Source organism: Alkalihalophilus marmarensis DSM 21297 (assembly GCF_000474275.2).
Lineage (GTDB): Bacteria > Bacillota > Bacilli > Bacillales > Bacillaceae_D > Alkalihalophilus > Alkalihalophilus marmarensis.
Window position 1 is genome coordinate 42,057 of the sequence record NZ_ATAE01000041.1, and the last position, 26,055, is coordinate 68,111.

General features: G+C 40.8%; 20 protein-coding genes. 8 read left to right on the plus strand and 12 right to left on the minus strand.

All coding sequences use genetic code 11. The annotated features are described in order from the left end of the window. The first annotated feature begins 3 nt into the window (after positions 1-3). Complete coding sequence (locus tag A33I_RS15095) at positions 4-912, plus strand: accessory Sec system S-layer assembly protein (RefSeq protein ID WP_022629178.1); 909 nt, start codon at positions 4-6, stop codon at positions 910-912. Positions 913-1,223: 311 nt separating this feature from the next. Here the strand turns inward: A33I_RS15095 and A33I_RS15100 are convergent, their stop codons facing one another. The 3 genes from A33I_RS15100 to A33I_RS15110 form a co-directional block, all read right to left on the minus strand. After that, positions 1,224-2,951, minus strand: a complete 1,728-nt coding sequence (locus tag A33I_RS15100; protein ID WP_022629180.1) for an N-acetylmuramoyl-L-alanine amidase — start codon at positions 2,949-2,951, stop codon at positions 1,224-1,226. Between the two features lie 65 nt (positions 2,952-3,016). Next, positions 3,017-4,918: an S-layer homology domain-containing protein gene (locus A33I_RS15105; protein ID WP_022629181.1), complete on the minus strand. Its 1,902-nt coding sequence runs from the start codon at positions 4,916-4,918 to the stop codon at positions 3,017-3,019. Positions 4,919-4,943: 25 nt separating this feature from the next. Continuing rightward, positions 4,944-7,184 carry an S-layer homology domain-containing protein gene (locus A33I_RS15110; protein ID WP_161808688.1) on the minus strand — a complete coding sequence of 747 codons (2,241 nt, stop codon included), beginning with the start codon at positions 7,182-7,184 and terminating at the stop codon, positions 4,944-4,946. A 254-nt stretch (positions 7,185-7,438) separates the two neighbouring features. On the opposite strand from A33I_RS15110, the gene A33I_RS15115 reads away from it, so the two are divergent. Further along, complete coding sequence (locus tag A33I_RS15115) at positions 7,439-8,107, plus strand: S-layer homology domain-containing protein (protein ID WP_022629183.1); 669 nt, start codon at positions 7,439-7,441, stop codon at positions 8,105-8,107. A 44-nt stretch (positions 8,108-8,151) separates the two neighbouring features. Here A33I_RS15115 and A33I_RS15120 read toward each other — a convergent pair whose 3' ends face one another. The 9 genes from A33I_RS15120 to A33I_RS15160 all read right to left on the minus strand — a co-directional run bounded on the left by A33I_RS15120 (position 8,152) and on the right by A33I_RS15160 (position 21,673). Next, positions 8,152-11,652 carry a S8 family peptidase gene (locus A33I_RS15120; RefSeq protein ID WP_022629184.1) on the minus strand — a complete coding sequence of 1,167 codons (3,501 nt, stop codon included), beginning with the start codon at positions 11,650-11,652 and terminating at the stop codon, positions 8,152-8,154. Between the two features lie 150 nt (positions 11,653-11,802). Then, positions 11,803-12,861, minus strand: a complete 1,059-nt coding sequence (locus tag A33I_RS15125) for an S-layer homology domain-containing protein (RefSeq protein ID WP_161808689.1) — start codon at positions 12,859-12,861, stop codon at positions 11,803-11,805. A gap of 175 nt (positions 12,862-13,036) precedes the next feature. Then, on the minus strand, positions 13,037-14,077 hold the full coding sequence (locus tag A33I_RS15130) for a hypothetical protein (protein WP_022629186.1): 1,041 nt from the start codon (positions 14,075-14,077) through the stop codon (positions 13,037-13,039). A gap of 15 nt (positions 14,078-14,092) precedes the next feature. Continuing rightward, on the minus strand, positions 14,093-15,535 hold the full coding sequence (locus A33I_RS15135) for an MBOAT family O-acyltransferase (protein WP_022629187.1): 1,443 nt from the start codon (positions 15,533-15,535) through the stop codon (positions 14,093-14,095). A gap of 142 nt (positions 15,536-15,677) precedes the next feature. Further along, positions 15,678-16,619: an agmatinase family protein gene (locus tag A33I_RS15140; protein ID WP_022629188.1), complete on the minus strand. Its 942-nt coding sequence runs from the start codon at positions 16,617-16,619 to the stop codon at positions 15,678-15,680. Between the two features lie 65 nt (positions 16,620-16,684). Continuing rightward, positions 16,685-18,604, minus strand: a complete 1,920-nt coding sequence (locus tag A33I_RS15145; RefSeq protein ID WP_022629189.1) for an endonuclease MutS2 — start codon at positions 18,602-18,604, stop codon at positions 16,685-16,687. A gap of 375 nt (positions 18,605-18,979) precedes the next feature. After that, complete coding sequence (locus tag A33I_RS15150; RefSeq protein ID WP_411809989.1) at positions 18,980-19,159, minus strand: PLDc N-terminal domain-containing protein; 180 nt, start codon at positions 19,157-19,159, stop codon at positions 18,980-18,982. Between the two features lie 213 nt (positions 19,160-19,372). Next, positions 19,373-19,807 (minus strand): hypothetical protein, encoded by a 435-nt coding sequence (locus A33I_RS15155; protein WP_022629191.1) that lies wholly within the window; start codon positions 19,805-19,807, stop codon positions 19,373-19,375. A gap of 108 nt (positions 19,808-19,915) precedes the next feature. Then, complete coding sequence (locus A33I_RS15160) at positions 19,916-21,673, minus strand: ABC transporter ATP-binding protein (RefSeq protein ID WP_022629192.1); 1,758 nt, start codon at positions 21,671-21,673, stop codon at positions 19,916-19,918. Positions 21,674-21,983: 310 nt separating this feature from the next. Here A33I_RS15160 and A33I_RS15165 point away from each other — a divergent pair, with 310 nt between their 5' ends. Genes A33I_RS15165 through A33I_RS21525 form a run of 6 tightly spaced genes read left to right on the plus strand, consistent with a single transcriptional unit; the run spans position 21,984 to position 26,040 of the window. Next, a complete protein-coding gene (locus A33I_RS15165; protein ID WP_022629193.1) occupies positions 21,984-22,685 on the plus strand; it encodes a trypsin-like serine peptidase in 702 nt (233 codons plus the stop codon). A 34-nt stretch (positions 22,686-22,719) separates the two neighbouring features. Then, complete coding sequence (locus A33I_RS21515) at positions 22,720-22,854, plus strand: class III lanthipeptide (RefSeq protein WP_420796762.1); 135 nt, start codon at positions 22,720-22,722, stop codon at positions 22,852-22,854. Positions 22,855-22,876: 22 nt separating this feature from the next. Then, positions 22,877-23,047, plus strand: coding sequence for a hypothetical protein (locus A33I_RS20910; protein ID WP_022629195.1), 171 nt, complete (start codon positions 22,877-22,879; stop codon positions 23,045-23,047). A 57-nt stretch (positions 23,048-23,104) separates the two neighbouring features. Beyond that, a complete protein-coding gene (gene lanKC / locus A33I_RS15170; RefSeq protein ID WP_022629196.1) occupies positions 23,105-25,717 on the plus strand; it encodes a class III lanthionine synthetase LanKC in 2,613 nt (870 codons plus the stop codon). Between the two features lie 41 nt (positions 25,718-25,758). Further along, a complete protein-coding gene (locus tag A33I_RS21520; RefSeq protein ID WP_022629197.1) occupies positions 25,759-25,878 on the plus strand; it encodes a class III lanthipeptide in 120 nt (39 codons plus the stop codon). Positions 25,879-25,920: 42 nt separating this feature from the next. Continuing rightward, a complete protein-coding gene (locus tag A33I_RS21525) occupies positions 25,921-26,040 on the plus strand; it encodes a class III lanthipeptide (protein WP_022629197.1) in 120 nt (39 codons plus the stop codon). Positions 26,041-26,055: the final 15 nt, after the last annotated feature.

The following is a 26,055-nucleotide window of genomic DNA, read 5'->3' on the forward strand; positions in this document are numbered from 1 at the left end:
AGCATGCTACCTTTTTTCAATAGAAATAAAGACAACAAGCCGAAACTAGAAGGTAAAGAAAGTGCTGTTTCAACAGAAGAGTTATTAAACGAAAAAAGTGATGAAACGAATGAAGAATTAATTTCTACTGCATTATCTGTACACCCTGCATGGAATTTAGCGAAAGAAGATCAATATGCGTTCCAATTCCTTAACATGGAGCTTGATGATTTAAAGCCTAATCAACTCTCACTTTCAGGTATCAGCTTAATGCAGGTGGAGGAAACACAATACCGGGTATCTGCCTTCATTCGAAGCAGCCTAGATAAAGCCATTCAACTTAAAGAAGTGACCCTTGTACTTCTCGATGAAAAAGATCAAGTCTTAGGACGTAAAGCATTTGATCTTAGTGAAGTTGGCGAAATTCCTGCAAGAAGCAGCCGTCCATGGCATTTCTCCTTCACAACTAAGGATCTGTTTACTACAGACCTACCGGCTTCTGGCTGGAAGCTGGCGTTTCAACTAAATCCATCAGCCCGTAAACACTCATTAGAGTTAGCAGATTCGTGGAAAAAATCTCTAGCGAAAGAAAGCAAACAGAAGCTCGAAGAAATGATTGAAAACTTAGAGCCTCCCAAAAAAGGCGAAGTTAATTTCATGGGCCTTCAAGCGAAAAAGCAAGAAACTGGTGACCTCCACATCACTATGCTTATCCGTAACGGCAGTGAGAAAACAATCAACCTTGAGCAGATTCCTTTAAATGTTGAAGATGCAACAGGTGAAATTGTCGCGACAGGCGGATTTAAGCTAGAGGACTTTAAAGTGAGCGGAAACACAAGTAAGCCTTGGACGTTCATTTTCCCTAAATCAATGGTCAAAAAAGACACACTTGACCTTAGTAAGTGGAAAGCTTATCCACCAAATCAGAAATAATGAAGAAACTCCTCGCCGTAGCGGGGAGTTTTTGTTTTGGACCAGGGTGCTGGCGTGTTGATTGCGCCGATTCAACTCACTTATGCTCCTCTCTCAACTTTAATTGCGCGGCTCTCTCGCTTCATTGTGTCCGTTCGCCAGCTAATTGCGTCGCTCCGGCTTTTATGCGTCAGTTCAATCCTTTAATGCGTCGCCCGCTGCTGCTTATGCGTCAGTTGGAGCCATAATTGTGCCGGTTCACCTCCCCCGTACACTAGCACGCCACTCCACGGCACCAAAAAACCGCCGACTCCCATCGGCGGTTCACATCCTTACTTATAATAATCTACAACACCTTCTAAAATCGCTTCCGCAGATCGTTGACGGAACGAATCAGTCTTCAGCTTGGCTGCATCTTGAGAGTTAGAAATAAATGCAAGTTCTAGCAGCACACTCGGCATTCTAGCTTGCTTAATTACTTGGAAACCTGCTGTCTTCACACCGCGGTCACGTGTACCTAATTTATCAATCAGGTGACTGTGAATCGAATGAGCAAGCTTCTCGCTTCCGGCTGAGGCATAGGTCGCATCCCAGTACGTTTCTGTCCCATTGGCCGATGTGGCTGTAGCTGCATTAGCATGAATACTAATAAACAAATCAGCCTTCGCATCATTTGCTACCTTCACACGGTCAGATAAGGTCGGGTATACATCTGTGTCTCTCGTCATGATCACGTGGGCACCAGCAGCAAGCAAAAGCTTCTCTGCGCGCTGTGCGACATCTAGAGCGATTTCTTTTTCTTGTAGTCCATTTCCTACTGCACCGGGGTCACTTCCGCCATGGCCAGGATCAATGACGATCTTCTTTCCGGACAATGAACCACCTTGACGAACAGGGCTAACTGTGACGATCAGCTCAGCAGTTGTATGCGAGATCGAGGCTTGATAGCCATCTGCTACCCTGAATGACATCCCTTTTCCGGCTGATTGATTAACAGCCGAAATTTGGCTCATTCCGTTGACGGAAGATGTCACAAGCGGCATCTCAGCAGCGTTTGTTGTAATTGTTCGCAATGTCCCGCTCTCTTGGTGAGAAGTATTAACGACACCGCCGATTTTCGGCCATGATAAAGTCGTTACATCGCCTACTTTTGTAACCTTAGGTTGACCTAACAGACGTTTTTGAACACCATTTTGATACAGGTCTAAATAGTAAGAATGCACATAAGCATCTCTCCCATTAAAAGTGATCTTAGCCCAACGGTCATCAAAGCTCTTAACGTCTACTGTTTGTCCGCTTGTTAAGCGGCCTACGGATGAATGAGACGTATCTGGACCTGAACGGACATTTAGTGTATCAGCACGAGCCACTGTACCTTTCATCGTTGAAGATGGAGATTCTTCGCCCGCACCGCTGTCACTGTGTACCTCTCTTGTGATTCGCACTTCTTGAGCTTGTTGATTCCACTTCACATCCGCACCAAAGGTTTCAGCAAAAAAACGTAATGGTATTACAGTGCTCTGCTCAATTGCCCTTGGTGCAGGATTGACTAAAACACTACGGTTATTGATTAATGTTTCTGATTGACCTAACGTAAATAAAATCTCAGTCCCTTGGTCTTGTGCCCATACTTGCTGCTTCTGCTGATTCCATCTTACTTGAACCCCTAATGCCTCACTTATGACTCGAAATGGAAGCAGGATAGAATTATCAACTGTCGGAACATGAGAAATAGGTAATTGCAGTTTCTCATTATTTACATAAATACTAATATCATTGGAACTGCTAGATTGAGAGAAACTTATGTAATCTTGATGCACATAACCAGACAACGTTCTATAACGGATTTGGTGCCATTGGCCGTTTGTTGATACAACTGTAACCTTATCCCCTCTACTAAGTGAACCAACTTTTGGAGACAGCGCTGTAGGCTTTTCCCTAATATTTAACGTAGAAGCTGTCACAACCCCTTCTTTCGTAGAGGCTTCTACAGTATCAAGAGGGGTGAAGAGTGAAAATAGAATGAGCATTACTAAGAAAGCTATACTGCGTTTGGTCATAGGAATTTATACCCCCTTCATAGTTTAAAGAAAAGAGGCAACATGATCGTTACCTCTTTTATAAATTAACGTTTCATAATGGTAATTGGCTCAATATAGGTGCCGTGTACATAGCCATATTGATGATCTTTATGATCAGAAAAGATTTGGTACCAAGTTGTTCCTGCTTGGTTTCTTCCCGGTACGTAAGCGACATAGTGGCCTGCTTGCGGGAATTGGAACTGTGATACTGCGCTTGTTGACGCATCTGAGCGAACGTTTAAGCCCGCTGTTGTTGTTTTCGCAATCGTATAGTATCCATAATCTTTCTTGCCTAAGAAATTATCAGCGCGATACATATGACTAGCAATCTTCTGTCCCCAGAGAGGATCAGAGGCATAATTGACATTCATTCCATGCCCTTTAAGCCCTAGCACGGCACCGCGGTACTGATCACCGCCCGGCGTTAAGTAGCGGTTATTCATTGAATTTGCAACGTGATGAATCGATTCTTCAAAACTATTAAACGGCTTTGCATTCCCTAATGGATCACTATCATAAGCACCGTAACCAAAAAGATTTTTCCGTTGTTCCGCAATAACACTAAGTCCATAATTACTTTCATGAATCGCTTTTCCAAATAGGTAAAGGGCATTGATCCCGTACTTTTCTTGAGCTTCAATAAAGACGTGCCCAAGATTTAGAAGCGGGCTTTCTGTTGCAACATGTTTTCCATTTGGAGTCGTAATATTTAGAGACGCGATGTAGCGATTTAAATCCTCTGCCGTATAATTTGTTTTTGTACGGAGCGGGAGGAAGTTAAAATATTGATACGCCGTTCCAGCTTTTTGTCCTGAAGCATGGAAAAAGTCATATCCATTTAAGCTGTAGTATACTTGTCCATTTTGCATAAATGATGGTGCGTCACCATAAGGGCGTTCCCACTCATACTGACCTGTAGAATGATTAAATCCACGATAATGAAGCACACCATCTTTTACTGAATATTGTGCGCGGCCTTTTTGAAGCTCTGGAGGAAGCAGCCATGCCTCTGATTGGCGAATGTATCCTTCCCCGTCTGCATAGCGGACATGCACCCAATTTTCATCGGCATTAATGTATTGAAGCTCAGTTCCTTTTACTACATAAGTTAGCTGTCCTGTCTTAGCAGCATTCATAATTCTAACAATCTCTTGACCTGTCGGCGGGTTAGCTACAACGACCCCGCTTTTCATTTTCATTAAATTGGCCCCTTTATAAATGTACTCCACACCGGCTCTTTGGGCATCAGCGAACGTTAAGTACGATTGGCCGCTCATGACCAGGCTTCCGTTTGATACTCGGGCTGCTTGATACAAATCATGCAGACTTTCACCTGATTCTATCACTTGAAGCATTCTCACAATGAATGCCGCAGCTTGAGCACGTGTAGCATCTTGTTTTGGAGCAAATCGGAATTGACCGCCCCCAGCAGGCATCCCGCTAATAACCCCGTAATGCGTGTTATTAGCCACAGCCGGACGGAACATAGGAAGAATCTGTTCCGTATCAGTAAATGTTAGCGATGCTGCCTGTGTTGGGATCTTGTTTAATTCCAACGCTCGCGTAATCATCGCCGCCATTTGTTCGCGTGTAATGTTTTGTTCCGGTCTAAAGTGGGTACTACTAACACCAGATACAATTCCAGCACTAAATGCACTATTTACTCCTGCAGCCAATCGATGACCTTGAACATCTACAAAAGTCGAATGTCCAGATGGCAGCTTAAGAGCTCTTGATAAAAACGTAGCAAATTCGGCTCTCGTTACATTATTGTCGGGACCATATCTATTAGCCCCGTACCCTCCAAGTATGTTGAGTTCAATAGCCTTTCGCATTTCGTGTTCTAAGCTGTGACCTGTAATATCATCAACAGCTCTAGCCCCGACTGTTGAGAACGAACTTAAGATCAGCGTCAATGCAAGTAATACACTAATTAGCGATTTCATCTTGTTACTCCTCTCAAACTCTTAATTATCTCTCATTCATCACACGATCTAAAAATACCGCTAACTCAGCTCGTGACGTAGAAGAAGAAGGTGCAAACCCGACTCCTGGCGTTCCTACTGAAATGTCATTTGCTTTTAAGGCATCAATTTCCTTATAAGCCCAATGACTTTCAGGCACATCTTTAAATGGTTCAGATGAAGCCCCTTGTATATCAAATGCACGTTGCAATACGACTGCCATTTCAGCCCTTGTTAAAAGATCTTTCGGAGCGAATCGAGCTGTCGATTTCCCTGTCATAATTTCAGCATCATATACAGCTGCAATGGCTTCAGATGCATAAGAATTTGACGTAACATCAGTAAAAGCTATAGGTTGTGAACGCAATGGCAGATTAAGAGCTCTAGCAATCATCACTGCTGTTTGCTCTCGCGTAATCTTCTCACTTGGACGGAACGAACCATCCGTGAATCCGTTAATTACATTTTGATCGTTCAGCTTCATAATAGCCGGCTGTGCCCAGTGGCTGCTCGGCACATCACTAAATCTCTCAACTGTGTAAGAAGATTGATAGATTGCTTCAAGCTGATCAAAATAAACAGTTCCCATACTTTGCTTTGAAGCATTAGCTTGAGCAATATAGACTTGTTCTAATTGAATAGGAGCCGATAAATTTGCAGGAATTTCTGCTCTAACATATCTCCACCCACTCCAGTTAAACTGGTTCTCAGCGGTAAAGTTAATTGTATGACGCTGGCCTTTTCCATCAATTATATTTCCTCTTAACCAATGCTCTTCGCCATTTCCATAAGCCCACATTCCAATTTCAAGCGGTTTTCCTTTAAGAGCTTTAGGCGTTTTGGCTTTTACATATGCTGCTGCCGTTCCTGCTTCACCAGCAGTATAGTCATACGTAAGCTTCAAAGCACCGTTTCCAACTCTTCTAGGTGATGTAGAAGCAGCAATAGAAGCCGTTGCTCTTGCAGCTGCTGCAGACCAATCGTTTACGGAATCAAAAGAATCAATCACTAGGGATGCATCCTTCACTACAAACTCTTTCGGTGGTTCTGTTGTGACGATTTGCAGAGTGGTAGGAATCGATCTTAAATTCCCATCGGATGGACGATTGATCGTTGTCACTTGTTGAGCATATGGCAAACGCGCTACCATCGTAGTTGATCCGCCTCCATCTAAGTTGATCGCATCATGCGCACCGATTGATTTCATATAATTTGCAAGCTCCGGTAAAGTAGCACCGTCACTGTATCCTGGCTGTCTGCCATCGATGGTGACAAAATAAAGTTTCGATTGATCTTTTGAAACCCCTACAGCTGTACGCGGTGCGCGGTAAGCAGCAAAAGGGCTGCGATCGTTCATGCTGATTTGTACTTGTCCATTTCTAAGCAATGTTGGACCAGTCGCCAGCATAAACTCAGCGTCCTGCCACGCTTCATTTCTTGGAATCGTAAAGGTTACTTTATCTCCTGATTTAATTCCGGCTAAATCGCTAGGAAGATGCTGGCTTTGAATAGACAATACAAATCCATCTTTAGGAATGGTAGAGTTACCCGGTTCGTTAAACCTAGTAATCTTAGAAACAGTTCCCGTAAAGATATCTCCCAGTAAGAGCTTATCAATCTGATTTCCCGTATTTTCTACAACAATTTCATGCCCCCAGCGGTTCGTACCGGTGGTAGCTGCCCCTGCATTAGGAGTGTAAACAACCATAAAGCCTTCATCTCTCGTTCCATTTAACGTATCTGGTGTTAACGTCTTTCCGTTATAAGAAACGGTTGCACCTTGATACTCTGAGACCATAGGTTTGCCACTCTTATTAACCCCGAAAGCTGCTCGGTGATAGACAGGGCCATTCGGATCTTCTGAACGAGCACCGTAATGAATAATTTCGTTATTCTTTACAATCATATTCATCGGAATATACCCAGCATTAACAGCACCGGCTACATAGTGTCCTTCATATGTATTGGCTAACGCTTGCTGCAATGTTGTTTGTCTAGCGCCCAACGGATTAGGGTGATAGAGTTCTAAACTAAGAGAAGGTTGATTATAAGATATATCTAGCACTTGAACTGCTCGGTTGACCGTACCAGACAAGTACTTCTCTTGATTTAATGATACTCCCGCGGCTATCTCTTCTTTTTTTTCTGACTGCTTTGTACCAAAGCCGCTATAACTATATGCTTCAACCGGCATCACTAATGAGGCGGCCAAAGCAACTAGAACTATTTTACTAAGAAAACGTTTCAATAGCTTCACTCCATCATATTTTCTCAAAATATAACTCTTCTCTATATCTTTCGTCATATTCCATCTATGATTTTACAAGATTACCAGTCCATTTAAAAGATTTATTGGAAAACTTTGTGATCAATTGTATAAAACCATACTTTATGCTCATAATTTGTGTAATTTTGATTTCTTCTACTATAATTACAATCTGTTTTCATATATAGTAGAGATTATAAGATATTGTAAATATTTTCATGTTGGAGGTCTTTAAAATGAAGCAAAAAACACTGCCAGTACTCCTAGCAACATCTCTATTAGCCTCAACTCTATTTGTACCTACTACTTTTGCAGCAAACTCCTTAGACATTACTAACAATGAGAACTCTGAAGCAGAGCTTACTGTAGAACAGTCCGGTTTTAAAGACGTTCCAGCCACTCATTATGCCTATGATTCGATTCATTACCTTCACGGACTCGGTTATGTTTCAGGGAAAGGAAACAACCTATTTGCACCTAATGATCAGATTACCCGTGCCGAAGCTGCCGTAATGATTGCAAATGTGACTGGGTATAGCGCATCTAGTTCCTATACGTTAAAAGCAACTGACATCCCACTATCACACTACGCATATGAAGCGTTACGTGCTCTTGAGCAAAGACAAATTATGCAAGGCTACGACAAAAAAATGCGGCCTAATGACCTGATTACTAGAGCAGAGGTAAGTGTTCTTCTAAGCAAGAGCTTTAACTATGCGGAGCCGACACGCTTCCACCATTTTACGGATGTAAACCGCGATGCATGGTCGTATGAATATATCAATAAGCTTGCAGAAAACGGGATCACCTCACAGCAAGGGGCGAATTTCATGCCTATTAAGCAGACGACTCGTGCGGAATTTGCGACATTTGTAGCTCGTTCCCTTAACGACCGTTTTAAATAACACAAAGAAATCCCTCAAGCCAATAAGCTTGAGGGATTTTCCTTTTATTTCTTTTCAATATTGATATAGTACGGATGCAGGCTTGTGTCGCCGTTTGTATCTTGAACGACAATGCTGTACGTTCCTTTTGCTAAGTTTGCTCGTACATATTCACGATCGCCTTTGCCGTAATGATCTGCACTTGCTACCGTTTGTCCGGCAGCATCAATAATTTTTATCATTCCATCTAAATCAGAAGGAATGTCTAATGTTGCTGTATAATAGCCTGGCTCATTCACAATGAATGAGTGCGTTTGGTGTACCCTGCCGCTGTGATGTTCCACCGGCAGGAAGCCCGTAGTTCTCCAGCTGTTCACTCCAACTGCACGAAATGCTTGCGGTTGTGCACGTGTGTGATCAATTTCTGAGACTTGCAGACGATAAGGCGTCAAGAGCGTATCTTCTCCAGAGAAGAAAGAATCATTTGCTACCGCAATAAAGTAACCAGCTCCAGACTTAACACGGAACGAACCTCGCAGTTCAGCCTCATCAATATACATTGGCATAAACGGCATGATACGCTGCTCTTCATCCCCAGTGATTTCACCATCACCATTTGTATCTTCAATAACTAAGATCAACGGCAGAATATCTTCAAAAAGATTTTCCGGCAAGCCGCTCTTAACCGCCTGTGAAGCTGGCAGGTTTTCAAAATGGAAACCAGCAACGCTATCTTCTTTAGCGTTGTAATAGAATACATCTTGACGACCTGTCATAGAAAGATTGGCATTAATTGCGTAGTTTGGCAGCTTTGCAGCATTGGTCAGGTCATCATTTTTCCAGTAAGCATCCTCAATATTTTCACGAAGCATAGATAGTGAAAGCTCGTATGCTTCAAGCGATGGCTGACCGTAGCCTACGTTATTCCCCATTGCCACCAAGTACGTTTCACCTTCCTCGAGTCCTAGGTGAAGCACAGGTTCTCCGTCTAATTCTTCACCCGTAAAGAGGTTATAGCCGCCTGACTGAGTAAGGTACGTCAAATACGTCTCGCCTTCTTCTGTTTCATTCAGCTTAAACACTTCTAATAACGGCTTTAATGACTTCGCCTTGTTCCAATTTAATTGGTATAAGCCATTCATTTCAGGCGTAATCGTAAAGAAATCAAAGTCACCGTACATTTGGAAATAACCGTCTAGATTGCTGTTTACGTCAAGCTCTCTTGCTGTACCAACGATGCTCTCAAGCTCTTCTTCTTCAAGGTACAGATCAAATCCTAATTGGAAGTAATCAAGCACCTGCTTTTCAAAGCTTTGACGTGCTGACCTGTAATCCTCGAACTCTTCTTCTGTCCACTCTTCATCATATGGCGGCATATCGTAATAATTTGGATAGCCGTCTTCATCTTCAGGGAGAACTTTTGCCCGGATATTCATTTGGTAAGGAAGATGAGAGGAGTCTCCGTGCATTGGACCAAATTCAAACATATCAAAGAACATGAACATAAATGGATCTAAATCAAATGCTGAACGCGTTGTTACTTCTACGACATATTCCATACCAGGAATCGTCTCAAACGTAAGCTGTGTATCTACTCCAACACCATAGGATTGATCCTGATACATTGGGTATGGACCGTATTCGTCATAATAAACATCTTCCATATCCATATACTCTTCTAACTCTTCACGCTCGCCGTAGAACATATCAAATTCTTCAGCAAAATAAACATTGATCGCCGTATCAATTCCAGGTACTCCAGGAATTGTGATCTCTACTACTTCACCTTCATCTGATGTGAAGCGGAAATAATCTTGATCTCCCTCAGAACCAGCTAAATAAAGCGGCCCAGCGACATCTTTTGCTGTAGTAAACGGGAAACGATTAATCTCAATTGGTGAATCTACAGTTAGACCATCTTCTAAGTACTCATCCGCACGCTCTACCTCTAGTGTGAACGTGTGCGTTGAGTCATTACGATAATGTTCATTTGTGTCATAAACAGCAGCAACAATTGTTCCATCCATCAGCGCCTCATGAAGAACTGCTTCTATTTCTCCTTCACGCACTTTATCGATTACAATTGGAGCTTCATCGCTTCCTTCATACGTCAGTTCAATTGCTAAATCATATAAAGCAGAACCTTCTAATTTAAACTGAAGCAGCTCGCCTTCGCGGACATCAATGCGGTACAGATACTTATCAGTCATGTTTTTAAACGAACCTTCAGCTTTTGCTTTGTCATTTGTAAAAGACAACGTCGATGTTGACTCACCACCAGCACTTGGCAGTTTTGAAACGTCAAATGATAATGCTCCTTTTGGATTGACCATACCAAAACCAAACTCTGTATCATACCCTTTTGCGCCAAGATCTGTTGCTGTCTGCTGCAGGATATACATTACCTCATACGACGTGAGGTCAGGATGCTTTGATTTCAACATCGCAGCAACCCCTGCAACAATCGGAGAAGCCATAGATGTACCTGACATCTCTTCAAATGTAGAGTGCTTATCCACATCAAACATCGGTGCATATACCTGGTTTCCTGGTGCTACCACATCAAGAGCAGGGCCATAGCTTGAGAACCATGCAAGCTCATTTGCTTGATCGGTCGCCCCGACATTAATAACCCCCGCATACGCCCCGGGATAGCTTTTAATGGTAGAGCCATTATTTCCTGCAGCCGCTACTAATACAATTCCTGCTTCAACAGCGACATCAATCGCATCTTGGATAATGGATGACGGCATCGTCGAACCAATACTCATATTAATGACGTCAACATCCTTTTCAACTGCATGAAGAATCCCTTCCGCAATTGTGAAGTCTGTTGTAAAAAAGCTGCGGTTAAATACATCAATGGAATAAATATCTGCGTCTGGATAAACTCCATAACCGCCAACTTCATTTCCTTTTTCACCCGCAATAATTCCAGCAACATGCGTGCCGTGTGAATCAATCTGCGGACGCTTCAATGGGTCAAGGACATTGTATTCACCAACAAGAGCATGTTTTAACTCAGGGTGATTACGATCTAAGCCGCTGTCGATTACCCCGACCGTTACCGCATGATCACCTGTCAGCTTAAGTGCTTCCTCGATCCCAAGTTCATTTAAATGATACATAGATGAAGCTTTCGGGTCAGTGACAGCCAGCTGTTGAAAAGGAACACTCGCCTGCACGCTGACCACTGAATCAAGGGCTGCGTATTTCTTCGCCACCTGCTCAAGCTTCATTCCGCCGCGGACCTTTACAACATCATATCCCAGCGTCGGAATACGCTTTTGAAGAGTCGCTCCCGTCTTTTGGTGATCGGCATTAGAAATCGCCTCCGAATACTTAATGACTAACGTATCCTCACTCGGTCTTAACTCTTCATTCTTTACTCGATTCGAGGAAACAAGTTCATCTGATTCTATTCCTAAATCACCTAGTAATTTCTCAAGTCTTTCTTGATTCGAGTCACCTGTCGTTATAGCCGCTGAGACTGGCTGTGCGATTAAGGAGCTCACTAATAAGACAATCATAAATAGTAGAAACGTTTTGTTGCTGCGTCTGAACATGTTTACCCTCCTACAGTGTACTAGTTTAAATAGTCTATCTACCCTAGTTTACAGGAAAATAGTAGAAATATATAGAATTATTTTCAAGTAGTAGAACAAAAAGAAAAGCTGTGTAGAAGATTGGTATAACCTTCTACACAGCTTTCGTTCTTAATATAAATATTCTTCTTCAAAATCAAATGAAAAATCTTCTACATAATAGATTTTCCAGCTTGAACCGATTTTCTTCATGTAGAATGTCGGCTCATAATCCACTGTTTCTACCACGTTACGTCTTTTATCTGGATCGTAGTATTCAAACGTCATCGTTGCCCCTGTTCCTTTAACTTGAGCAAAGCGGGTATGGTTGCTCTTCACACTGAAAGTCAGCTGACCTGTAATATTCATATCAGCTAAATAACCATATTCATAGATTTCTGTCGCAAACGCTTTTTGGAATCCTGTATAGTACGTGTTGATATGGTTTGTAAGCTGTGCTTTAGTTGCATTATCTAAAGAGAACAAGCTTGTTTGGTACGAATTCGCAAGTGAAAGAAGAGTATTTGCACTTGTAAGATTTTTCGTTTCACGGTTTAATGCACGGTGCAGAAGCACTCCTGCCTCACCGCGTGTAGCAGCACGGCCCATACCAAAAGTTGTTTGACTTACACCGCTCACAAGTCCAATCGAGCTTGCTTTTTTGATATCTGCTGCAGCCCAGTGGCCAGCCGGAACATCTGTGAAGTTCTTTGCTGTACCGCCTGTAAAGCTGATAGTATCCGAGAAAGCACGTACAATCATAGATGCGATTTGTTCGCGAGTTACATTTTGGTTTGGACCAAATTTGCCACCGCCAAGACCAGCAATAATTCCGTGATCACTAGCAATCGCAATCTCATTACGCAGGGCATGGTTCGCTGGTACATCTGTAAAAGGGTAGCTTGTGCTTGCACTTTTTCTAGTTAACTGCAGGGAACGAACGATAATCGCTGCAAACTCAGCACGCGTAATCGTACGATTTGGTCTAAATTCATAATCACCTTGGCTCGTTTTATAGCCGCCAAATATATCAGCGTTCACTAAATCATCTAGCTGTTCGGCACCCCAGTGATCCCACACATCAAATAAAAAGTAGCTGTCAAAGTCACGAGTCTGTGCAGAAGCAGACATAGGCATGATCGCAGTGAATGCCAGTAATACAGCTAATAAAAGCATATATACTTTTTTCAATTCTTTCATCCTTCTTCCTTTTTGTATAATCATTTCTAACGTAGTTTACTCCCTTAAGGCAGACTTTGTATACAGGAGGAAAGATGTGGTTTTTTACTAAAATTCTACTGACTAGAGACACTTTACAAATTGGTAAAAAAACCTTAAACTATTTGATCAAAAAAAGCAGAATCCCTTACTGGGCCTCTGCTTCGAGCGACTGACGTACCTCTTCAATATGCTCTTCGAATGTTTCTTCTGTTACCCACTCTCCAAAATCAGCTTCTTCAATCTCTTCATCTTGAAGACGTGCTGCTATCACATCTCCAACTTCGGCATAAAAATGATGAGCATCATAAAAACGGTCCAAATTCGTCGTCACTTCATTTATCGTCATAAAGTTATATACTCCGCCAAATACGTCGATGATCTCACCTATCCAATGCGTGTAATCTGGAAGCAGTTCTTGTTCATACAGTAGACGAAGCAGCGGCTCTGTTACCGGTGTTACATAAACGATAAAGGCAGTATCCGGATTTTCATCGACCATTTGCTGCAATTGATCCTTGTATCCAGTATGGTATTGATAACTAGGAGCATAATGAATTCCCTTGTATCGTCTTAAGTCACCTTCAACCAGCTCGTCCTTATCTTCTTGACTGATCTGCTGAAACTCAGCCTTGTGATGCCTGTCATAACGCCTCACAAATTGTTCGGTATCCATTAATGATGACCATGCATTCTTATAAGCATTTTCAAATGTATCCATCGATATTAATGTCTTATAAAGGTAAAGAGGATCTTCCACCGTCTCAAAATACTCGCTTGGAAATGACGTCTGCTTCCTTGTTTCATTTGTTGTAAAGAAATCAAGCCCCAGCACAATCAACTCTGGTTCATGCCCATGCGTTTTAGCAAATTGAATGTACTCATTGAACTCCTCAATAGACACGGCAGGAACCGAATAATTAAACATCCTCACGCCTTCAAACTGATGCTGATCCACAACAGTCGAGCGGCTGCTTCCAAGCAGGAGGGCATTGTACTCTTGAGCGGTATAGGCAAGGTGAAGCGATTTTTGCTCCCGCTCATTTATACTGTCTTGCCTCTCATTAAATGGGTTGGCATGATCAAACGCCCATAATGGATCCACCATATAATTAAATCCTCCAACAAGCATCACGAGCACTACACATATTGCTGCAAGCTTTATGAGCCAAGCCTTATAGACACCCATCCATAACCACCACACTTAGAAATTGAAATATAAAAACTCACTCACTTCAGATAAGCTTAAAATACTGTAAATTAATGCTGCTGCACAAATCAACACATGATAAAAATTCGGCTTAAAAGCTTCCATTCTCTCAATTGAATTTCGCCATGTTAATACGACGATAAATGCCATAGCTGTTAAGCCAAGCCCCCAATAAAAGCCTGCCTCAGCCATTTGGAATTCCGCCGCAAACGTCAACCAAGCCATCTGTTCCGCTGCCCATTCTGGAAGCGCAAATCCTGAGAGCCCTGCCATTCCTTTTAATACTTTCAACGCATCCTCAAAGCTCTCTGCTCTAAAGAACACCCAGGCAAAATTAACAAATTGAAAGGTAAGAAACCAAGCTAACACCTTATTCATTTTAAACCCGAGCTGCTGCCACAGGCGATTGATGATCATCGCCACACCGTGAAGCACTCCCCATAGCACAAACGTCCAGCCAGCCCCATGCCAAATTCCGCTCACAAAAAAGACAATGAACAAATTTACGTACGTTCTTACTTTACCCAACCTATTTCCACCAAGCGGGATATAAAGGTAATGGGTAAGAAAACGCCCAAGGGTCATATGCCACCTTCTCCAAAACTCTTGAATACTAAGAGACTTATAAGGAGATAAGAAGTTTACAGGCAAGCTGATATTAAATAGGAGTGCAAGGCCAATCGCCATATCAGCATAGCCGCTAAAATCAAAATACAATTGAAATGTGTACGAATAAGATACGAGCCACGCTTCTAGAAAGGTTAACGACTCACGTACATCAAAACCGTTTGTCGCTGTTTTAGCAAACGTATCTGCAATCGCCACTTTTTTAAACAGTCCAATTGAGAAAATAAAAATCCCCATTGCCATATGCTTTGGATTGATCCGTCGATTTTGGACGTCTTCAAATTGAGGCATCATCTCTTTATGATGAACAATCGGGCCCGCGATTAACTGAGGAAAAAACGTTACAAACAGCGCATAATCAAGCAAGCGGTAATCCTTTGTCTCGCCCCGGTAAGCATCAACCAAAAAGGCAATCTGCTGAAACGTAAAAAAGCTGATCGCAAGAGGAAGTGTTAACTCCAGTAAGGCCCAATTCGCATCCAGCAGCGTATTGACCGTTCCGATAAAGAAATCCGAGTATTTGAAATAGCCAAGTAAAGCTACATTTCCAATGATCCCTAGTGTAACAAGAGCTTTTCGTATTTCGGGTTTGCGATCAGATACAAGAGCACGTCCAATTAAAAAGTTCATCGCCATAGAGGCTAAAATCAAGGGCAAATATAAAACATTCCACCAACTATAAAAAAAGAGTGAACTAACCACGAGCCACCCTTTGCTAAATGGAATCCATCCACATCGGTTAAAAAGAAAATAGAAGAGGAAGACGATTGGCAGAAACACAAATAAAAATTCATATGAATTAAATAACAACCGAATCCCCCACCTTACGATACTTTCTATTTTCCAAAATTCAACAATCTCCGAAAATAATTATACCAATATTTTTATCATTTCGACAATTAAAGAAAAATAAAACCTCTCTTCAGTAGGAAGAGAGGTTTTATCACCCTATTTATTTCTTCCGATGCTCCACCACACCTGCTAATGCATAAAGAGCAATCATTGAAGCAAAGTGGCTGGATACATTCGTTGGGTCCTGCTGCGGATAAACTTCAACAAAGTCCATCCCGACAATGCCGCGTTTTGTAAATTCATAAATTAACGTAAGCAGCTCATATGACGTGAGCCCGTTCCCGTCAACCGGTCCGCCTGGATTAAAGGCAAAGTCTAGAACGTCACTGCAAACGGAAAGATAGACAACATCCACGCTTTCGCTTGCTTGATCATACAAGTCCGCCGCAAGCTTGCGAATATCCTTTGCTTCACGGATATCATTGATTGTAATCGTCTTCGCACCGGCCTCGCGTGCAAACTTGCCGCTCTCCGGCTTGTTGCGCGGCCCATGAATTCCTGCATGAATCAGGCTTTCATTTCTCACACCATCAAGCTCATAAAGTCTCGCAAATGGCGTCGAACGGGCATATTTATCACCCTCATGATGCGGCATATTATCATAGTGAGCATCTAAGTGAAGAATGCCGACTTTCTTACCCGTGCGCTCCGTTAAGGCTTTAACAATCGGGTAAGTGATGCCGTGATCTCCGCCAAGTGCAAGCGGGAATTTACCGGAATCCCACATATCACCTGCAAACGACTCAATACGGTTCATCGTCTCAATTACATCGGCAGGAACGACATCTACATCTCCCATATCCGCAAGCTTCAGGTGCTCGAATACATCGATATGATCAAGCTCAGGCAAGTATCCGCTGTATCGTCCTGAGCATAAGCGCATCACTTTCGGCCCTAACTCACAGCCTGTGTAATCGCCCCATGTCACGGCCCCTTCCCAAGGGACACCGTAGATTAATACATCCGCCTCATCCGTTGATTCAGTCGTTCCGTTAATCGCTCCTAAAAATGGAGGTGTATTTCCGTAAATGTTCTCTGTCATCCTTATCCGCTCCTCTACTCAATAGTCACCCTCTTTATATACCCGGTTTTTGTGGGAAATAATCATTATTCTTCTTCGTCGATCATTATGCCCTCTACATGCTTCCTTCCCATTTGATGCTTCTTTTTACGGTATTCCTTTGATTTGAAGATAATGTCGAAATCATAATCTTCCGGATAAAGTTCACTTGCCGAAACGTGCAGGGTCAGCCTCTTATGGTTAACTGTCTTCTTCTCTCCTTTCACTTGAACAATATAATTTCCTGATTCATCCGGCCCTTTATAGACAATCCCTAATTCATTCGTTGGGGACAGAAGAACCGTGTCGCCTTGATCATAGCTCACTACAGCCTCTTGATCCCTTTTCTTATTTAGTGGCTTTTTCCTCGCATACTTGTTGATGATCATTTGTTTTTCGTAGCTTTTTTGCTTTGTATCTATGGTGTGATGCAGTGTTTTGTTGTAAGTCGATTGATTCGCACGCTGCACTAATTCTGGATGCATCCCTAATTTCAAAGCGATTTCAAATGCCTGACTTCTTCCTGTTTCCCCAAGCAGCAGCTTATAGGTTGGCTTTAATGTCTCAAGATCAAACTCCATCGAGCCATTGATAAACCCGTCTCGCGCGTCAGCTAAGCGCTTCAACTCACTGTAATGCGTCGTCGCCAGCAATGTGGCTCCTTTTTCATAGAGATGTTCCATGATTACTTGAGCGAGGTTCATTCCCTCATTAGGATCTGTTCCGGAACCGAGTTCATCAAGTAACACCAATGTATGCTCGTTCGTTTCTTCAAGGATCCCAATGATGTTTTTCAACCTGGAGCTAAAGGTACTTAAGTTCTCATCAATACTCTGCCCATCGCCCATATCTACAAAAATGTGATGAAAAAGATGAAGATTGCTTCCTTCCTTTGCTGGGATCATCAGTCCGGTAGCTGCCATCATCGATAAAAGACCCACCGTTTTTAACGTCACTGTTTTTCCGCCTGTATTAGGCCCTGTGATGACTAACCCACGGTCATTGCCATCTAGCTGAATCGTGAGCGGGACCGCGCCGCTTCCTAACATCGGGTGTCTTGCCTCGCGCAAATCAATCCGATACTCCTCGTTCACTTGTGGAATAGTGCCATCCAGTTCAAGGCCATATTTCGCCTTCGCAAACAAAACATCATACTGATGCATGGCATCGATTGCAATTTGAATCCCTTGCTCTTTTTCCATAATCATTCCTGTCAGGGTGTACAATACTTGCTGAACTTCGTGATCTTCTGCTATTTGTAAGCCATCCACCAGTTCTTGAATCGTCCCTAGCTCACTCGGTTCTATAAATACGGTTGCTCCTGAAGCAGACGTATCGATGACTGCCCCATTTACTTTTGAGCGATATTCACGTTTAATCGGCAAGGTATAATGGCCATTTTTTTCAATCATCATTTTCTCTTGTAAATAGGTTTGATACTTTTTACTGCCAGCTAGCTTTTCCGCTCTTGCTTTGAGATCCTCTTTTGCCTGCCTTAACTGCTTGCGAACACCAGCAAGATCAGCAGTTGCATGATCATCGATCTGACCATGCTTTAAGCAGCGCGCGATCTCCTGTTCAAGCTCGCCTAAATCATCAATCGACCACGCATACGTTGTAATAAGCGGAGCTGTAAATTCTTTGTCCTGCATAAACCGTTTTAATTTACGACAATGATCTAAAAAGGACAGCACAACCGTCAACTGATCAGGACGCAGGAACAGCCCTTTATTGATCTGCTCTAAGTAACCGCTCATCTCATCAAGAGAATGAATCGGCACACTTGATGAGATTTTGAGGATTTGAACCGCTTCTTGGATTTCCTCTAATAAATGTTCGATTCTTTTTTTATTGGTTAAAGGCCGGCTCGCCATAATCTTAGCCTTCGCTCTTTCTGTAATGGCTTTGTCTGCTACATTATTTAAAATTCGGTGGTAATCAAGTTGTTCCATTGCTTTATCATTCATGGATGCTGCCTCCTAATAGATAATCGAAAACAAAAAAGCCGCCTCAAGCATATGCTTAAGACGGCAAGAGGACCCTTCACTAAAAGTGAACTTTTTGCAGGTAAAACGACTGTTGAATGATGGCAGTCTTCTCCCGCAAAACAAGCTATGACCACAGCCACAGCTTTTAGGTTTCCCTATTATTCCGCTAGATGCTTGTTCTTAACGAAGTCATTGAAAGGCATCACAAATAAACCAGCACTTTGCTGATTTTTAACCATTTCAAGACCATATCCAGTTACGGATTAGTTAAGAACAACCACACTCATAAAAATTCTCCTTTATTGTGAAGGGCATTTGTTTTCCTCTCTATCGTATGCCCTCACATAAAAATTGTCAATTTCTTATAAACAAATAGATGATAAACCCTACAACTGGGAAAAACAGTGTCGCTACTAATACAAGTAAGCTGTATTCTTTGCTGTTGCCTTTACGCATTGAATCGCGGTAACACCAGATGCTTGTGATAACGTTTAAAATAAAGCCGCCGAATATCAGTAAGAAAACGGTCAGCATAAAAATGGCTTCCATGTTGGTCCCTCCGTTCTTATAGGATAGTTTACGTTAGTTGGTGGGAGAAGTTTCGCAGTTGCGGGAATTGGGTGTTAGTGTGGAGCGAGTGGTGGATGTTTAAGATTATATCACCAAAAAAGACTACGATCACCTAAGTGATGGTCGCAGTCTTTTGGATTTGGTATAAAAAGTTCACTTTAAACGTAATTGAGCTTACTAGTAGCTATTCGATAAATAGTCAGCTGCTCTCTCAGACACTTTAAAGCTCAATCCAAACCCCTTTAAATTCAACTCAATATAGGGAACATTTTCATAAATCGTAATCGTCCCTACCTCAATTAGGTTGACATCATCAGCCGATTGACCAAGCTTTACCGTTTCGTTACTGTACAATTTATAGATTAAACCCTTAGAAGCGCCAGAAGGGATACTCCCCATTTCCCACTTATCCAGCTCGAGCGAATCTACAAACTGAGTGATCTCTTCCTCGCCTGAAATTGTTGCAATTGTATTAGAGTCTTTCACCACTTCGATTTTCTCTGCCCCTTGTAAGTCGGAATTCCAATCTTGGCTGCTTCCACCACTACACCCTAGTAACAAAATTAAGGACGTACCCATCATGATTAAAAGTAGAGACATTTTTAGTTTCATTGTAATCCTCCTAATAAAGTCAATTTTAAATTGTTAACTTTCTAAAAGTTCGTCTAGGAAAGCCCCCCTTCATATACTCACACTTCGAACTAACACAAATAAGGTTCTTTAACTTACTAAGAATTGTGTTTTTTGCTGTTCTACAAATTCTTTATACAATTCATTACTAGCTAATAACTCAGCGTGTGAACCACTTCCTGTTATAAATCCCTTTTCCAAAATAATCAGTTGATCAGCGTTTTTCACAGTTGATAAGCGATGAGCAATGATCAATGTCGTTCTGTTTATCATAAGTTTTTCTAATGCATCTTGAACCAGCTTTTCAGAAGCACTATCTAAATGAGCAGTAGCTTCATCTAATAATAGAATTTCCGGGTCACGTATTAACGCCCTAGCTATAGCTAACCTTTGTCTTTGTCCTCCTGATAATTTAACACCTCTTTCTCCCACTTCGGTGTCTATTCCATTAGGAAGGGCATCAATAAACTCTTTTAAATTTGCATTGGATATAGCTTTATCAACCTCTCTAAGGTCATAATCTTCTAAGCCATATACCAAGTTTGATAGAATTGTTCCTGACATTACTGGAGTTTCTTGAAACACATAGGCAATTTTCTTTCTCCATTCCATTAGAGGAAGTGTTTCTACATCTATACCTCTATAAGTGATTGAGCCAGCAGTAGGGGTATAAAATCTTTCTATGAGGGAAAAAACAGTTGTCTTCCCAGCACCACTTGGTCCAATAATGGCAGTACTTTGACCTATCTTCGCCTTAAACGTCAAATTTGTAAGAATAGGTGATTCTTCATTGTATGAAAAGCTAACATTTTCAAAGCTTATATTATGACCCTCTTGATTAGATACAAGGTAACTTTCTTTTTTATCATGTTCTTCTACGTTTGTTTGAAGAATTTGGAGAATGCGCTCTAGCGCACCAATCGCTTTCTGATATTGAGCAAAAAATCCTGCTAATTGAGAGAACGGAGTAGAAATTTGAAACAAATAAAAGACGATTGCTACTAACGCACCTGCAGTTAATGTACCGGTAGCAACTCGTAAACTGCCATACCCAAAAATTAAAATAAGCATAAGTAATAAAAGGCTCATTGTAATAGGTTGAATGACGGCGTTGATCATTCCTTCTTTTATTCCAAAGCCAAATAGTTTTTCCATCCTTTGTTGTCCTGTAGCCTGTTCCTCTCTCTCAGCTGTAGAAGATTTGACTAGCCGAATATCCTGTAGCACTCTCCCCATGTCTCCTTGAAAGGAAGCTGTTTCGTCTTGGAGTGACTTAGAAACTCTATACATACTTTTTCCTAAAGGCATAATAATTAAAAAAACAACTGGAACAACTATAAGCATTACCACCGTTATTGCCCAATCTATGTACATTAATAAGATTACTGAACCAACTATGGAGATGATCCCTGAAATAAAAGGAATTAATTGACCAGTTATAAACCCTTTAATAATTAGAGTATCGTTAGTCATCCGACTCATTACTTCTCCTGAGTTTCGTTTATCAAAGAAAGAAACAGGAAGAAAAATGATCTTATCCCAAAGTAATCTTCTTAAAGACAGTACTGCGTTTTCCCCTATATATGTCATTGTATAGATTGATATAGCTGACATAATAAATTGTGCTAAGAAAATAGAAATTAGCAATACTAAAGAAGCTACATCTAGATTATCAATATGAAAGGTATCAATGAAATTCATAGTTATTAAAGGAATAACCAATGAAAGTACGCTTTGAATGACCACAAACATTATCGCTAAAAACAGAACAAATCTCTTTAAATTTAGTTGGTAAATAAATTGAATAAATGCAAATCCCGTAAGCTTACCCGTTTTTTCAACTTTCAATCCGTACAACCTCCCTATGGAACTTAAAGAATCCTCCACGTTTAAATCAACCTGGCAATTTATACCTAAATACTAGTTCAATAATATTAAATAGTCAAATAAATTATCTAATTTATATAACCAATTTATATAAATTATTAAAATAATATAAAAATATGACAAAAAACGTTTGTGTTTTTTCGAAATCAATGGTAAATTTTTGTTTATATTACATTATCAAGTCTAAATTTTCCTTTTTATCACCTTTTTAGGACTAAGACTTAATACACGCTGCATTTAAAAGGATTAATTCGATTGGAGGTCTTTTATATTGATCGTAAGCGACTTTTATGATTCAAAAAGTAATCTATTAAGTTTAGGGAAAATAGCCTTTAAAGTGGGGAAAAAACAATCCTTTGGAAGCGCATGTTTAGTAAAGGCCCCATCCAATTCAATCATGATAGCTACTGCGGCCCACTGTATATATGATTGGGAAACTAAAAATAGTTTTAAAGATCTCCACTTTATTCCTGCTTTTGAACCGGAAGTTAGAATACCCGTTCAGAAATGCTTTGTACCTAAAATGTGGGGAGAGCATAGTGCAGTTGAATTTGATACCGCCTTTTTAGAATTAGACGTACCTGCAGAAAAATTTGACCTCTATGAACGATATTCTATTACTCCAGTCTTTAATATTGATAAAGAATTGGATTACTTGGTCTACGGCTATTTTCCGGATTTATTTTTACGACCAACGAAAAAACAGTATATGAGCCGTGGTAAGGCTTCTCAAGATATCTTTAAAGACTCCACCTTGCAAGGAGTAAAAAGTAAAGTCAAAAGTGGCATGTCTGGAGGTCCGTGGTTGACTGTGTATAACAATCAATTGCACATTAACTCTGTATCAAGTCTAAGCTTTAAGAAAGTAAAGAATATTATATGGGGTCCTTATTGGGGAGAGACCATCCAGAACACTTACTTTTCCCAGATAAACCCAACATGTGATGAAACGATTATAGTTGACCTTTACTAGATCCGTTTCGTTTGAAAGGGGGTGAATGAATAAGATGAAAAGAGTTTTAAACTTACAAAAAATGAGTCAAAGGGAATTTATCGGACGCCATTCTAACATAAGTATTATTTGTAAAGAAATGAGTACCATTAGTCTATTCTTATGTCTTCCAGATGATCTGCAAAAATAATTAAACTCGAGGAGGAAATACAATGTCCTATAATGATCAAATGAATGGTGTTTTGAAACTACAAGGTGTGGCTGTCAGAGCAAAAACTTCTCAAAATGTAGATGCGAATTCAATTTTTTCTACTATTAGCATAGCTGCTTGTCCAATAACACCTATCGCACCAGTAAGTTCTATTAGTGCATTTGTCTGTTAGTTCATTCCTGGAGAGAGTTACCTCTCTCCAAGTTTAATCATTTTGAGGAGGGCTTATATGGATTTTAGATATTTACGATATGTCGTACCAGAACAGAAATACTATTTACCGCCAAATGAAACGGGAAAGAAAGATGAACTTCTTACTCTTGACACTCCTTCGGGCTGGGGTTTAGAAAGAAACGATCATTGGACTACTTACTTTTGTAAGGAAACTAAGCTTCCATTGCAAGGCTGGAAAATACATATAAGCTCTACCATTAAACATGCAAAAGAGACTCTCCAGATTATTTCTACCTTTATGTTTGAACATAAAATCGCCTTTAAGCATGTATCCGATTTAAGAGAGCTTGTCATGAAGAACTCTAAATATGGTGAAAGAACTGGATCTGGGAAGTTTATTACCATTTATCCGACAAATGAAAATCAATTTGTAACTCTTTTAGATACTCTTAATGATCTCATTGGACACCTACCAAACGGTCCTTATATTTTAAGCGACAAAAGATGGAAAAACGGCAATGTATTTTTTAGATATGGAGCTTTTGCAGAAATGTATACCACAGTATCAGGAGAAAAAGTGTTGGCAATACAGGATGACACAGGAGCTCTTATACCAGACACTCGAGGAACCTCTTATGCTGTGCCACCCTTTATTACTGAACCAACTGAAATAAAAGAAATGACCTTAGAACAGGATATGGCCTATGAAACAAGCTATTCTGAACTATCCAATTATGATATAACATCTGCTCTTCACTTTAGTAACGGCGGCGGTGTTTATCTAGGTACTGATATACGTTCAGAAAAAAAAGTTGTCATTAAAGAAGGGCGGCCTGGTGCTGGTCTAGATGGTGCTGGAAGAGATGCCGTCGCACGCTTAAAGCATGAAGCAAAAATGTTAGAAAACCTGCAAGCGATCTCATCGGTCGTAAATTTAAGAACTATATTCCAAGAGTGGGAGCATACCTTTGTGGTTCAAGATTATATAGAAGGAACTACACTCAATTCATGGCTAGCTGTAAATTATCCATTTAGCGAGGAACAAGACGCTAAACGTTTTTCTGAAAATGCAATTAATTTATTGAAGCAAATAATAGCTGCTATTAAAGATATTCACTCAAAAGGAATTGGTATGGGAGACCTTCAGCCAAATAATGTTATGGTAACTCCTGAAAATAAAATAATATTAATAGACTTTGAAGCTGCTAGTGACATCACTGATAAGAAACATCCCGGCTTAGCTACTCCAGGTTTTGTAGGTCATCCAGATTCCACAAGGGAGCAAGCAGATTGGTTTGCCCTCTTACGTATAGCAAGACAAGCTTTCATCCCTATTGGACCAGTCCAGGATTTAGCTGAGAGCATCCTACAAAAGCATGATGATTTCATTTTAGATGTTTTCGGCAAGGAGGCTTACGAGTTAATTAAGGATATTGAAAGTGAATGCCTGCTTCGTGAAGCCAAGCCCGTCCCAAGTATCCTAAGTTCACCTAGCCAAACCTTATCATTAGAAAACATACCTGAAATAATTGAGAAATTACGAAATGGGATCATCCATGACTTAGGTAATGATTCAAGGTTATTACCAGGTGATATCAGGCAATATGAATTAACTGGGGGCTTATATAATGCTTATACTGGCGGGACAGGTGTTTTACTAGCCCTCTCTCATACTGGGGACGTTCCAAGCATAGCTCTTAGATGGGCAAAGGAATATTTAAATGAAGAAACTCTGTCAGAACTAGACGATGGTCTTCTATCTGGTAGAGCAGGAATCGCAGGAGTCCTATATCAGATAGGATTTAGAGAGAAGGCAAATAAGATTTTTAATGAAATAACAATCGATAGGAATTCTAGGGACATCACTCTCTACTCTGGTCTTGCAGGTGTTGGTCTATCATTATTGTCCGCTTCAAACTTGACGGAGGATAAACATTTGTACTCTAAAAGTGTACAGGCTGCGGAAAAGTTAGTTGAACTTTTAAAAGAAGATATACAGATTATGAAGGATGATTGGGATACGATTACGAAAGGCTTGATTCATGGTTGGTCGGGAGTTTCCCTATTTTTCAGTACCTTATACCACTTTAATGGTGAAAATAAATGGTTGGAGTATGCATTATTAGCTTTACAAAAAGATCTAGATCAATGTGAATTTGAAGAAGGGGCTCAATTCTATCAGGTGAAGGATGATGCTAGGTATGTCCCATATTTAGCCGGTGGTAGCGGCGGGGTAGGCTTAGCCATGATCCAATACAAAAATGTTTCTGGAAGTATTGAATTATGGCAAAAGGAGCTCCACGGTATTGGAGTCGCAGCAAATTCAAAAACTTTCTTTGGTCCTGGATTATTTAGAGGTTTGACAGGATTAATTTCAGCGGCAGATGCTGTTGATCGAAACCTTAAGCTTCCAAGCGAAAAGGGTTATTTAGAGCGTACTTTTAGCACCATCAATTTATATTTGCTAGAACAAGAAGACCGGTACTATATTCCTGGGGACTACAATTATAGATTATCAGGCGATTTATTCTCTGGTGCTGCTGGAGTTTTATTAGCACTCAATGATATAAATCGCAGCATGTTTTCTTGGCTGCCTCTTGCCGAGTATGAAACGATCGGTCTACACAAGGAAAGGAAATCAAGCTCTTCCCTCCTAATTAATTCCTGAAGGATATAGGCTGATTTCATAAATGAAAGGAGGTGATATATATGAAACAGGTGCTTTCTCTCCAGAACATGAAAAGTAACAAGGATATCGAGTTACATGCTAGATCTTACCTAAGCATTAACTGCAAAGGCTTCAGCAGCATTAGTACATTCATTTGCTAGATGCTCTATAGTAGCTTTCAAGTGCATAAAGGAGGTGACTTTATGAAACAGGTGCTTTCTCTTCAAAATATGAAAAGCAACAAGGATATCGAGTTACATGCTAGATCTTACCTAAGCATTAACTGCAAAGGCTTTAGCAGCATTAGTACATTCATTTGCTAGATGCTCTATAGTAGC

Coding starts and splice junctions, on each gene's coding strand:
- A33I_RS15095 (WP_022629178.1), top strand. CDS start 4: ATGCTACCTTTTTTCAATAGAAATAAAGACAACAAGCCGAAACTAGAA.
- A33I_RS15100 (WP_022629180.1), bottom strand. CDS start 2,951: ATGACCAAACGCAGTATAGCTTTCTTAGTAATGCTCATTCTATTTTCA.
- A33I_RS15105 (WP_022629181.1), bottom strand. CDS start 4,918: ATGAAATCGCTAATTAGTGTATTACTTGCATTGACGCTGATCTTAAGT.
- A33I_RS15115 (WP_022629183.1), top strand. CDS start 7,439: ATGAAGCAAAAAACACTGCCAGTACTCCTAGCAACATCTCTATTAGCC.
- A33I_RS15120 (WP_022629184.1), bottom strand. CDS start 11,652: ATGTTCAGACGCAGCAACAAAACGTTTCTACTATTTATGATTGTCTTA.
- A33I_RS15130 (WP_022629186.1), bottom strand. CDS start 14,077: ATGGGTGTCTATAAGGCTTGGCTCATAAAGCTTGCAGCAATATGTGTA.
- A33I_RS15140 (WP_022629188.1), bottom strand. CDS start 16,619: ATGACAGAGAACATTTACGGAAATACACCTCCATTTTTAGGAGCGATT.
- A33I_RS15145 (WP_022629189.1), bottom strand. CDS start 18,604: ATGAATGATAAAGCAATGGAACAACTTGATTACCACCGAATTTTAAAT.
- A33I_RS15150 (WP_411809989.1), bottom strand. CDS start 19,159: ATGCTGACCGTTTTCTTACTGATATTCGGCGGCTTTATTTTAAACGTT.
- A33I_RS15155 (WP_022629191.1), bottom strand. CDS start 19,807: ATGAAACTAAAAATGTCTCTACTTTTAATCATGATGGGTACGTCCTTA.
- A33I_RS21515 (WP_420796762.1), top strand. CDS start 22,720: ATGAAAAGAGTTTTAAACTTACAAAAAATGAGTCAAAGGGAATTTATC.
- A33I_RS20910 (WP_022629195.1), top strand. CDS start 22,877: ATGTCCTATAATGATCAAATGAATGGTGTTTTGAAACTACAAGGTGTG.
- lanKC (WP_022629196.1), top strand. CDS start 23,105: ATGGATTTTAGATATTTACGATATGTCGTACCAGAACAGAAATACTAT.
- A33I_RS21520 (WP_022629197.1), top strand. CDS start 25,759: ATGAAACAGGTGCTTTCTCTCCAGAACATGAAAAGTAACAAGGATATC.
- A33I_RS21525 (WP_022629197.1), top strand. CDS start 25,921: ATGAAACAGGTGCTTTCTCTTCAAAATATGAAAAGCAACAAGGATATC.